Origin of the sequence: Sphingobacterium faecale (genome assembly GCF_016746095.1) — a bacterium.
GTDB classification, from domain to species: Bacteria; Bacteroidota; Bacteroidia; order Sphingobacteriales; family Sphingobacteriaceae; genus Sphingobacterium; species Sphingobacterium faecale.
This window is the reverse complement of the sequence record NZ_JAERTY010000012.1, coordinates 157,186-169,438: the sequence shown is the minus strand read 5'-3', so window position 1 is coordinate 169,438 and position 12,253 is coordinate 157,186. Positions and strand designations below refer to the sequence as shown.

The window sequence follows — 12,253 nt, the reverse complement described above, 5'->3', positions numbered from 1 at the left end:
TTGATTATAAAAGGTCCGCGATTAATAGTGTCAAATGGAACATATATTGGTTTAGTAAGCTTATTATGTCCAATGCGCAATACGCCAGATTCGAGGTAAACTCCACGAAAAGAAAAAGTCCCATCATGCTGCGAATAGACATAAACATCAGTTCCTTCAATACTGATATGACTTCTTAGGCTAAGCGTACTATCTGAAGACACCACCTTACCTTTTAAATACGGTCTATACACTTGACTGATCTCAGGAGCCTTTATGGCAGCCCGCTCCCCAGTGGACTGCGCAAAGACTTTACTAAACAACACACAGAAAATCATAGGTAGCATGTATATGATCAGCGAAACACACTTCATTTTTTGTTTTATGGATTGGACATAGCTCTGCCCAAAGGGCAGTTCTCTCCTACCCCTAAAAAATTCTCTCATTTTAAGTTCATTGGGTGTGACCTAACTTTACCCCGTCACCCTGAGCGGAACGCAGAGGAGTCGAACGGGTCTAAAGACTATACAGTCCTTAACTAGCCCACACTGTTTAAATAAAAAATTAACTGATAAAGTCGTTTAGTGCAAGATTGGTTTATATAGGAATTTAGCGTTTTATAATTGGCACTCGACTCATAAAGTCATCAACAATGACTTCTACTCCTTTGGAATTAAGGAGGGATTCTAATCTTTCTTTTTGTTCTTTCTTTTCTCCTCATTGCTCTTTATTCTTGACACCTTCATGCTCCGTCCCTAAACCTAATCTGAAACCAAACAGAGTGTAACAGCCTCTAATTTTCTCAACAGGCCAATTAATAGCCTCGGCTATACGCACGAACTCTGTTTCAGTATTCTCAATCCATTCATTGATCTCTTGCAAGTGCTCTTCCTTAGTATCTCCAATGATTAGGTCTCTAAAATCTTCTTTCTTCATTTTTTGGATTCATTTTTTGTGACCTAACTAAACATTCCGTCATTTCGACCGAAGTGGAGAAATCTCACTCCATACGATGTTAACTCACACTGTTTAAATAAAAAATTAACTGAATGAAATCGAGGAAATGCCTGTTCGCTTACAATTGGGTTTTGTCGGTTTAATAATTGGCAAATACAACGATCTAAGTCATCAATAATGACTTCTATTCCTTGGGTATTAAGGAGGCCTCTTAAGCTTCGTTCTAATTTGTTTTTTTCTCATTGTTCATCTTGGTTAAGGCATCAATGAACAACAGTATCTATATAAGAAGAAGGCTATCTGAAAAGAGATGGGACTTACCTCATTCCTTCAGAAGGCCGTAGGAAGCCCGGAGAAAAGAACAAGAGCAAGCGCCCATCTCTCCTCACAAAGATAAGAGAATGGGGCTTAGACTCCTGACCTTGTTTCTCCTGAAAATTTCCTACGTTTTCTAAACAAGATGCAGCGTCATTCGCCAATTTATTAGCAGAAATACAAATAGTTAATCAGCTAATTACAACACAAACTTAAAACAAAAAATACAAAATTCCAACTTTTTCTAATCACCATAATTTGCATCGAATATTCTTTATTGCGATTATGGTTAAATTAACAACTTCAGCAATATTCACAATCAACATGGTTAAGCTACGTAGACTGGTTAAAGGTCGCTCAGCAAGAGACCTATCAGCATCTGTCAGTAGTGATCCTAATTTAATTTCAGGATTTGAAAGTATGGTGATAAAATCACAATATCCGCATCATATTCTATCATCAATCGCAAATGAATTGAATGATGATATACGACTATATTACCCTCCTGATGAAGACTTGCTGGAAGATGACGGCAGTAGAGTTGTCAAAGAAATTATCAGTCTATCTAATATAGATGATTGCACGTTAGTGATAAATGGAATGATAGATGCGGGTTGTTTTATCGATGGAAAGAGTACGGATGACACTGCGATATATCTGTTTGAACAAGGGAAACCTAATGCTTTGATAATCGAACAGGCCTTAAAAATAGCTGAAAAAGCTAATAAATTAAGCCTTCGCGACGGCAAATACTTTTCCTAATCACAAGCATTGTTGTCTCCAATCAGATAAAACCTTATTTTAGAGCTTTATTAATCTAAATTGGGGAACGTCAAAAAAAATACCAGAGTAAGAAGTCCGCTTGTTATCATGCTTCGAAGTGATTTCGAGGTGCTTCGCAACGTGTACCATCTTTTACAAGATTCAATTCTGTCAGATGAGGACGTCTCATTTCTAATGGGGAAAGCTGATGGTTATCTTTTCGAAATATTAGACCCCACGAACAAGAAGAAATTTAAACAAGACCTGTGGACGCTTTTTGTCCCGATATTCCAATCTTCTTTTACGGAGGTTATGCCTCCTTCACATGTAGGTTCCTATGAAAAAGTAAAGCTTAATAGTGCTGCCAACCATAATAAAAAAACGACTATATACCGTTTTACGGTTAATTATGAAGATCGTACGGAAGATAAAAATGGTGCTGAACATAAGATAGCCGTAGAACCTGAATACCTAGAATGGAAAAAGAAGGTGGTTACGGGTGAACGGAAAGTTGAAAATAAACCGCTGACTCATTATTTAAAGTTTTTGATCAGCGAGGGGTTCTTTTTTACACCCAAGACTTCCCTATTCATTCTTATCCATCTCCGTGAGTACTTTGATAAACCATTCACAGCTGAAGATCTAGGTGTCTCTATTAAAAAACTGTGTAGACGACAGGCGGGAATCGAGACATTGCTCCAACGGAATATAGATGACTCAAGATACTCCTACTCCGAATTATTCCATATCTCGCCATTAGATGAAGTATCAGAACTTCCAGAAGTACTACTTGAAATGGCTAGTAGCTCCACTGTCACTCTCCGATACAAAATTACGCATGCAGTACGCGGTTTACTAGGCTTTATCGAGCTGAACGACCGAGAGCTGGTGAACATAGCAGTGCATCCTGACTTTAGAGAAATGCGTATGGCAGCGAGATTGCTCGATTACGTCATGGATCTAGATAAAAAGTCGCCATTGACAATAGAAGTCGATATCAAATCTCCCCACGTCGACTTTCTTGAAAACTGCTCATTCATAGAAAGCAAAGAAGACCGGAAACATAGGAAAGATAACAAACTGTCAATAATTAAGCTGAAAAGAGGAACCAAGAAGGAGGAAGAAGATGAGTAATAAGTCTGACAATAAAATTAAAAGGTATTTAAGAGTTTACATCTATATTCTGAAATCAACATAAAAGTTCTTGTAAGCCTAAAATGAAATTACATCCCCATCCTAGATATCAATAACCAAATGATTATACGTTAACACCTGTATGAATAAAACTAAAGAAAAGCCTCAAAGTTCATGGATTAAAGAAGCGGAAAGTCTTTTTAAAGTCGGAAGATTTGAAGAATCATTAAGCCTTTTAGAGAAAGAATTAGAAATAAATAGTAATAATTGGGAAGTTTTAAACTTCAAAAGCTCGTGCTTGATGAAACTTAATCTACTTCCAGAGGCAAAACTACACATAGAAAAGTCGCTAAAAATTGATGATAGTAAAGGTGAAAGCTGGGGTTTTATGGGGACCTATTATCTTCTGAATAATCAAAATGAAGAAGCCCAGAAGTGTTTTAGCCAAACAGAAAAACTCGAAGGAACAGAGCTTTCTTTTGCTCAGCTAGCTTATTTCTATTATATAATCGAAAAATATGACGAGGCGATTCTATATGCTCAAAAAGCGTTAAGCATAAATAGTATTAATGAAAGCGCTCTTAATACTAAGGGTTTACTCTTAATAATTGATAAAAAGTATGAGTTGGCTATTGAGACCTTTAATACTTTAATAAAGGTTAATAGTGCAAATAGCATGTATTATAGCAATATAGGATATGCATACTTATCTGATGGAAATAACTGCGAAGCGAAAGCACCATTAGAAAAGGCTATTTCACTAGATCCTAATAATGCTCACGCTTTTAATAACCTCGCCATATTATACCATAACAAAAGCGAGCAACTGTTAGCATGGAATTATATAGAACAAGCAGTATCTGCCAATCCGAATATCCCTAAATTATGGGTGAATAAAGGAGAAATATTGATTCATTTAATCAAATCAGGACAGAAATCCTATGGCAACTTACAAAATGTCGGCACCTATTTCTTTAAAGGAAATCTATCTGTCGTGGATGCTATGATTGCATTGGGTCCTTCAATGCCAGAACCGGTTTTATCGAGAGAGGAAAGGTATCAGGTAATTCTTGGGATGATAAGTATGGATGTTTTCTTTACTGACACCGTACGAGAATGTTTAGTCCCAGAAGAACATTATTTTAATATCTATAGGATGTCATTGGAAATAGTAGCATTATTAGGTACTTCTGATCCAAATGAACTTCATTTTGCACACTACACAACACAAGAAACAGCTAATGCATTAGTTTTTCAAAATTCGTCATTCAGATTAAACTCGGTGACAACAGCAAACGATCCGAAAGAAGGAAATTCTATTTTAGATTTCTTCGGTTTTACAGGGCTTTATTCTCCTAATGTTCATCAAGCATTTGTTGGTAGCTTTACTTTTAACCCTGACAGTTTGAATCAGTTTCGACTTTATGGAAAAAACAACAACATAGAAGGAACGGGAGTTAGCCTATTTTTGTCTTTTGATTACTTTGCTGATAATGCAGATTTAAATAAAGGATTGATGAGTCCTAAGTCAACCGGATTCTCAAAAATGAAACAACCATTGTTTCGGTGTATCTATATCGACCCAATATCTAGGCGAGTAATTTCTTTAGGGCACAAAGAAGCTTGTGTTTTTTATCGCGATCTGGACAACTATGGATTGGAAAGAGACGCTTTAGATAATAAAGTTTCCGATTATATAAATTTTATTAATGAATTAAGAGTTAAAGTTGAAAAATCACTAAGCGATTTGAGCGATGAAATTTCAATTTTGTATAATAAAATTGCCAAAAATGATGATCAGCGAAATGAATTTTTTCAAATAATACCTAAACTGTTAATACATCTCCGCTATTTAGTTAAGCATTATGACTTTAGAGAAGAACAGGAATGTAGAATTATTCAAGTTGAACCCCTTCAGAAAAATCCCCATATAAAAGTGACACAGGATAATACCAGAATGTATGTTGATTATCTACCATTTCATGATGAAGATAGATCATATTTACGAGAAGTATACTGGGGACCCAAAACATCAAATTTTGAACTCTTCAAAGATCAAATCACGCACATGGGTATAGATATATTATGTGTTAAAAATGAGCATCCATTTGTATAACGAATAAATATTGTTAGTTAGAAATTTTGGAAGAATAAATTCGTTAAGACATAAACTTTTTTCATATTTTAGTGAATAATAAAAGGGGCTAGAGCATGTTCCTGTTAAGGATAAATTACAATACTTTATTGACTTCTCGTTTTCCCCCTGCTATTAATACCAAATCAAGAATAATTTTTAGTGAAAATATTACATATACTGGGAAACGGTTTTGACTTAAATTTGGGGTTGAAAACCAGCTATAGAGACTTTTACAGTTACTATAAATCTATTGAATCTTCTAAAGAGGGAGTAAAAATTCTGAAAACTAATATCGCTGACAATTTCAGCCATTGGTCAGATTTAGAATTAGCTTTGGGGCAATATACAGAGAACTTTAAGAACACAGATGATTTTGACGAAGCATTTGAGGATATCGGAGAGCAATTAGCGGAGTACTTGAAGAACGAAGAAAACAACTTTGATTTCTCGAGAGCCAATAAAGAAAAACTATTCGAAGATCTGGTTAAGGCAGAAGTGTTTTTAACTCCAGCAGAGTCAAAGAAAATTGCAGATTATAAGTTGAGATATGTGCATCATAGTTGGGCTGTTGATATAGTTACATTCAATTACACTAGAATAATTGAAGGAATTATTGGCGGTACCACGGTAACTAAAATTGGAAATCATATCGCAAGTAATGTCCATGTAGAGTTGCGAGGAATTGATCATATACACGGTTATGTCGACGACAGAATGGTTTTAGGGGTAAATGACGTATCACAGCTTAAAAATCAAAAATTTCATCAGAATGTTGATATACTTGAAGCCATTGTAAAACAAAGATGCAATAGCGGACAAGGACATACTATTGACGATCAGGTTGTTGCAAAAATTAAAGAAGCTAACATGATAATAATTTTTGGATCTTCTTTAGGGGATACTGATAATATGTGGTGGGAATTAATCGGAGAAAAACTCAAACGAGAACCAATCCCTGTTATAATTTTCACAAGAGGTGAAGAGGTTATTTCACCAAGGATCGCTTACAAAAACAATAGAACCAAAAGAGCAATGGTTGATTACTTTTTGAAAAAAACTAAACTTAATGGTGGTGATATTGAAAGGGTTAAAGATAATATTTTTGTTGGTCTTAATACCTCAATGTTTCAATCTGCTATAAGTAAAAACTAAATTGCTGTCACAAAAAAAATAATTATGTCCTTAGATGTTTCAACCTACCAAGAGCAAAAAATTAAAAGCATTATCGCAGAAATGCAGACAATCTATTTGGATATTCAAATAAGAGAGGAAGTAACTAGTAAACGAGAAATAGACTATGAATTTGACATTAGAACCGAACAATTAGAAGATGAATTCTGCACATTAGCTCAATCTGTTTATATTATATCTTCAGCATATATTGAAAGTAAGAAAATGCAAAATTATTATAGTGATTTCGCAAATGATCTAAAGTTCTACCTGATAAATAAAAGCAATTTGCTTTCTTCTAGTTACCATGAAGAAAGTGGTGAAATATACAGCGAATTTATTAATAAGCTATGGAGATACTTATTAGCATTCCCTGCATTCGACGGTAACAATGAGAAAATTCTTAAAAGAAGCGGTCTTCATTATCTCGAAAACATATTAGAAAGTACTGCATTTATAGTAAAAGAACTAGGAATTAAACCGAAGAAGGAAACAGAGGTATATAATGGCATAAAATTTATCGTACAAGCTACTTTTCCCAATACTCATTCTCCTGACATATCATTTATTAAAACCGCCAAACATTATGTACCTGATGTTTTAATTCCGAGCTTAAATGTTGCAATTGAATATAAATTTGCTCGATCATTAAAGAGGTTGACAAATACAATGGATGAAATACTCATTGATGTCAAGGGATATGATAATAATCCAACCTACAAAATATTCTATGCTGTATTCTATGTAAAGGCAGGAATTTTGTCTCCAAAAAGATTTCATGAAATTTGGAAGGAAAAAGAATTCCCAGAAAATTGGAAACCTATATTTGTTGAGGCAGAAATGTAGTATCTATAATAGCACTTATCTTAATTAAAGAGAATATAGACAATTTGTCTGCATTCAATTTGACACCAAATTGAAACGCATAGGTTCATACTCTTAATTAAGGCTTTAACTAATTTTTCATATCGCACTTAACTCACAACATGGTGAACGAAATAAAACTCGCTGTTACAAAATTATTGCATGTGAAAACACTATACATATTGTCAAAATAAAATCATATACTATTTAGCCTAGTGTTTGTTTACATCAATTTTTAAATCAATATAAAAAATGCCAAAATCTATAAAAAACAGAATTACTCAAGAAATAAGAAATGAAATAGCGGATGAAATTATCGCTAAAAACCTGATTTACAATGGAAAAGTCAGGCATTCAGATTTTTTAAACAGACTGTTTGATTTAAAAGAAATGCCCTCTACAGATTATAGACCTGAATATAATAACGCATACAAGGATATTTATCAACATGCAGACATGAACCCTGGAGATTGGGATAAAGGCTGGGTTTTCACAGATGAAAGGTTGAATTTAACGCACTGTGCTGACGAAGTTTATTTGAAATTCTTAGATTTGACAGTTAATCCTGCTATGCGAGACAATGATGGAACAGCAAAACAATTAATAGATATATACAACAAATCCTTAAAAAGCATAGGGATTGGATTTCAACAAGAAATCGAACTTCAGAATGGAGCTCCTAAATACTCTAGAGCAATACTAGCTGAATTACAATCTGGTCAGACAACTAAATCTCTTGAAATTAAACGTTATTTAGATTCCGACTACGTTAAACAGAAAATTGATTTAATGAATCAAAACGTTGATCAAGCTACTGATATCGCCATAGGCACCGGTAAAGAGCTTCTTGAGACCGTATGTAAATCCGTTTTAAAGCAGAAAAATGTTATGACAAACAAAGACTGGACTTTATCTCAGTTAATCAAAAATACTATTACATCTTTAGATGTTAAACCAAAAACAGTAGCAAATCCAGAGAATGCTGAACGCTCAATTAGACAGATACTAGGGGGCATAGCTTCTATCGTACAAGGTATTAGCGAATTACGAAATTCTTACGGCTCAGGGCATGGTAAAGATGATGATTTTAAAGGATTAGATCCGATTTATGCAAGACTATTTATAGCCATGGTTGCTGATATTTCACTTTTCATATTGAATTTAAACGGAAAAGCTGAATTAGAGGAGTAAGTTTTAAAATCAACATCCCCACAAAAGCGCTCTCATTGTTTTGGGGAGCTAATATTAGTATATTTATGGTATTACTATAAGTCTATAATTAGAACGACAAAACAATATATATAACATCGTCCTTGCGTCTGCAAGGCGATGTTTAACCAATCATACATCCTGAGAGCTCAGATTCTTATTATAAATATTGCTCTTATAGACTTAAAATACTGCAGAATAAAAATTAATATTCTGAATTGCTTAAAGTGCAACATCTAGTATTCCTTCACTCCTTCTCTAGTCAATAGATATAAACTAGACAACACTTCGGCTTCCCATATTTTCATTCTAATAGAAAGTACATTTTAGCAGAAGTTACAACTTAAAATTGTAAAATAGATTTTATTTGTTATTTTACAAGAAATCTCGAACCAACAAGTTTGCTTGTATGCAAGAGTTTATAAAATCTCTAAATTAAATGATTTTAACTAATATACTCAAACTAGCCAATTATTAATTATGGAAAAAATAGCTCACGTAGACAAAACAATACATTATTATCTTTTAAACTTTAAATTCACTGACAATTTCAAACCAAAAGATGGTGACAGCTTCAGAGAAATATTCGAAATTATAGTATCTCTATCAAAAACTAAAGCTGATATTAGATATCAACGATTTGGAGAAAAATCAATATTCATACAAGACATTAAATTTGTCCCTAAGGATAGACAAATATTTGGCAAACTTAGGTGTGTTAGAACAGACTTATTACCCGAAATTATGAATACTAAAACCGATAAAGCTCGAGGTATCGATGCTTTAGAAGAAGAAGGTCTCGTTGAAACTACTCATTTTATTTTAGACTACTCAAAGAAAGAAAAGAAAATTGCTATAGAGTATAATCAATTCGGTGCTAAAATAAATGACTTCTCTCTCTACATACAGAATATTGGAATAACGAAGAAAGCCATTAAAAGTGTCGATTATGTACCAATTATAAAAAATGAATTATCAAAATACCTTAATAGAATAAACAGAACTAGTGAATTTGTTGTTAAGATTCATAAAGACAATATAGAAGCTGTAAAGAACGTTGATAATGGATTATATAGCGCCGCTAAGGCCGCAATTGATCAATTTAATAGTGACTATGCAACTCTACGTTTAAAGTTTGACTATAGAAAGATGGACGATACATCAGAAGTTAATAGGTCTATTTTTAACACTATCAGGAATTTAGTAAAAAAACCTACAAAAGCGGAATTATTTGATGTTCTAACTGTTAAAGCAGAAGACGAGGAAAAAAATAACAGATTAGAAGTTTTTGATCTGTTAGTGAATAAAGTAAAGAGTAATATAAAAGTAGAAAAACAACCCAGATACCGGACTGTGATATCTGAAGATATGTATCAAAAAATTCAAGCTGAGATAATTCGAAAAAAAATATAGATGACAAAGATAATTGACTACTATCTAGAAAATCCCTTAAGGTGTGATTTTCTAGCTATTTGCACTTTAATAGCAGGAAATTGGTTAATTCCAGCATTCATTCAATTTAAATTTGATCCTTCTGCTCAAGCTGATATTATATCTGACTTGATTAGTACTAGCGTTTCTTTGGCCGGTTTCATTTTAGCCGCACTGACAATTATTGTCTCTTTCCGGTCCAATATTGCATGTAAAAATCCAGAAAACGCTAAGAATCCCTTAGAACTACTATTTTCAACAGCTCATTATCAAAATGTTATAAAAATATTTAAAGGGGCTATTATTGAATTAACGGTTGTCTTTGTTGGTTTATATTTAGTATGGATAATAGCAGAAAACGTTAATTCTGAAATACTCTTACAAGCTAACGTATACGGTGGTTTGCTTATCCTTTTCAGCTTATTTAGGACACTGTTTACCTTATTTCTGGTGCTGAAAATGGATAAGCATGAGGAACGATAGAGTTCACGAATAAAGTAACTCCAATTTCTATAACTGAGAAAGCAATATCTCGAGGCTTTCTTTTATTGCAGCGGTAGCTTGATCCGAAATGACACTGTCATTCTCACTTGAAGGTATTCCTTGAGCCTGATTTAATGAATCAACTTCCAGCTTTGAGAGTTTAAAATAATCGTATGTATATCGACCTTTGTTGGTTTTTGCAATGTACTTAGTAATTTTTGCTTCATTAACCACTAAGCGAAAATGATCCAAGTTATTACTATATGTATCAAAATTAGGGTGAATAAAATAATAATGTTGTGGTACTGAATAATCAGTTCTTATCAAAGCCTTGTCAACTACGAAATCATCCTTTTCTCCTTTTATGGGCATGTTACATCGTTTGCATGAAATATTAAGATTCCCCATTTCAAACATATACTCTTCATATTTTGATTTAGGCAATATGTGCTCAATATCAATAACCATATTAAACTCATCTTGAAAGTCCCTGCGGCAATAACAGCAAACTTCCGAACCATTCGTCCGGTAAAATCGCTTAATCCGAGCTTTAAGATCTACTAGCAGTTCATTGTTCCAAATATCACCTCCGGTATCTTGTGCAGTTCTTATATTTTGTAAATCCTCTTCTGTGAAGTTCATTTTTTCTAATTGTTAGATTCGACTTGATGTGCTAGCTTTATTATTCCTCTTAGTGCCTTCTGTTGCACTTCATCATATGATTGATCAATAAACCTGTTCACTACATTTTCAAAATCGGAAAGTTCCATTTTTCGTTCAGTAAGTAAATTAAACTTGCTCATCAAAAAATCCGAAAGATATCGATTCTCAGGTGTCGTTACGTTGAAGTACTCTTCATAAATCTCTTCAACATTCTTCTTATTCCGTTCCAAAGGAAAGAATCCATTGGGCCCTCCTTTTAAAATATTTATATTTTGAACGTTAAGTTTACCACCGTTTATTATCAAAGGGGAGTGCGTAGCAATAATTATTTTAGGTTGATATAAATGAAATAGATCTAGAATCAATCTGATAAACTCTATCTGCCATTTAGGATGTAAACTATTCTCAGGCTCATCAATCAGGATAATGGTTTCTTTATCTATATTTGCACTAATAAAAATAAGAGATGTTAATAACGTTAGTTCTCCTGAACTCGCTCCAAACAATTCAATTAACTGATTATTTTTCATCAAGGCAAAGTCAAAAATTCTTAAAACTTCTTGTTGATTAAGTTTACTATGACGAAGCAGCCTAAAGAGATCCCAACTTAGCTGACCTTGTAAGTTATTTCTATCAAGATTTATTGGAACAAAATCATTCTTGGAATGAACTTTATTAGAGTCCATTATATCATAAAAATAAGCAAAGAAGGAATTAATAGACTCTTGATCATTAGAGTCTCGATGATTTTTAAGCTGATTAATTTTTCGAGGATTTATTTTTAATCCTAAAACTTGATCAAACCCAATATAATCTAATGTTCTTAACACACTATACTTGTTATCTCCATAATCATCAGCAAAAACTTTTAAAAGATCAATAATAGACCTCTTAGCTAGTTGTTTGCCATAACCACCCCTTAAAATTTTAAAATTTGATTTTCTTACGTTGAATTTATCGTAAATAGAATTTGCTATAGCGATTACATTTCGCCCAGCATTAGTGTGATACCGGGCTACTTCATTCAACATAATACTTTTCCCACTGCCATTTTCCCCAACCAAAATATTTACATCTTCTATTGAATCGGAGAATTCAGTGAGCTCCTTTGGTAAATCAAAATTTTTAAACATAAATATTTATCTTTAT

The 12,253-nt window shown here is 33.3% G+C and carries 12 protein-coding genes; 8 read left to right on the top strand and 4 right to left on the bottom strand.

What is annotated here, in order from left to right:
* Together JKG61_RS20285 and JKG61_RS20280 are read right to left on the bottom strand one after the other, a co-directional pair.
* Positions 1-425 (bottom strand): hypothetical protein (locus JKG61_RS20285; protein WP_202104841.1); only part of this gene is annotated, 425 nt, incomplete at its 3' end.
* A 271-nt stretch (positions 426-696) separates the two neighbouring features.
* On the bottom strand, positions 697-915 hold the full coding sequence (locus tag JKG61_RS20280; RefSeq protein ID WP_202104840.1) for a hypothetical protein: 219 nt from the start codon (positions 913-915) through the stop codon (positions 697-699).
* Positions 916-1,536: 621 nt separating this feature from the next.
* On the opposite strand from JKG61_RS20280, the gene JKG61_RS20275 reads away from it, so the two are divergent.
* The 8 genes from JKG61_RS20275 (at position 1,537) to JKG61_RS20240 (ending at position 10,441) form a co-directional block, all read left to right on the top strand.
* Complete coding sequence (locus tag JKG61_RS20275) at positions 1,537-2,013, top strand: hypothetical protein (protein WP_202104839.1); 477 nt, start codon at positions 1,537-1,539, stop codon at positions 2,011-2,013.
* A gap of 108 nt (positions 2,014-2,121) precedes the next feature.
* Positions 2,122-3,147, top strand: a complete 1,026-nt coding sequence (locus tag JKG61_RS20270; protein WP_202104838.1) for an N-acetyltransferase — start codon at positions 2,122-2,124, stop codon at positions 3,145-3,147.
* A 142-nt stretch (positions 3,148-3,289) separates the two neighbouring features.
* The gene (locus JKG61_RS20265) at positions 3,290-5,263 is read left to right on the top strand and encodes a tetratricopeptide repeat protein (protein WP_202104837.1); all 1,974 of its coding nucleotides are present in this window, start codon (positions 3,290-3,292) and stop codon (positions 5,261-5,263) included.
* Between the two features lie 180 nt (positions 5,264-5,443).
* Complete coding sequence (locus JKG61_RS20260; RefSeq protein ID WP_202104836.1) at positions 5,444-6,436, top strand: AbiH family protein; 993 nt, start codon at positions 5,444-5,446, stop codon at positions 6,434-6,436.
* Positions 6,437-6,460: 24 nt separating this feature from the next.
* Entirely contained in the window at positions 6,461-7,300 is an 840-nt protein-coding gene (locus tag JKG61_RS20255; protein ID WP_202104835.1) for a PD-(D/E)XK nuclease domain-containing protein, read from the top strand.
* Between the two features lie 270 nt (positions 7,301-7,570).
* A complete protein-coding gene (locus JKG61_RS20250; RefSeq protein WP_202104834.1) occupies positions 7,571-8,509 on the top strand; it encodes an abortive infection family protein in 939 nt (312 codons plus the stop codon).
* Positions 8,510-9,007: 498 nt separating this feature from the next.
* The gene (locus tag JKG61_RS20245) at positions 9,008-9,940 is read left to right on the top strand and encodes a hypothetical protein (protein ID WP_202104833.1); all 933 of its coding nucleotides are present in this window, start codon (positions 9,008-9,010) and stop codon (positions 9,938-9,940) included.
* Positions 9,941-10,441 carry a hypothetical protein gene (locus JKG61_RS20240; protein WP_202104832.1) on the top strand — a complete coding sequence of 167 codons (501 nt, stop codon included), beginning with the start codon at positions 9,941-9,943 and terminating at the stop codon, positions 10,439-10,441.
* 27 nt (positions 10,442-10,468) lie between these two features.
* Here JKG61_RS20240 and JKG61_RS20235 read toward each other — a convergent pair whose 3' ends face one another.
* Both JKG61_RS20235 and JKG61_RS20230 read right to left on the bottom strand, forming a co-directional pair.
* Positions 10,469-11,083: a hypothetical protein gene (locus tag JKG61_RS20235; RefSeq protein WP_202104831.1), complete on the bottom strand. Its 615-nt coding sequence runs from the start codon at positions 11,081-11,083 to the stop codon at positions 10,469-10,471.
* Between the two features lie 5 nt (positions 11,084-11,088).
* The gene (locus JKG61_RS20230) at positions 11,089-12,237 is read right to left on the bottom strand and encodes an AAA family ATPase (RefSeq protein WP_202104830.1); all 1,149 of its coding nucleotides are present in this window, start codon (positions 12,235-12,237) and stop codon (positions 11,089-11,091) included.
* Positions 12,238-12,253: the final 16 nt, after the last annotated feature.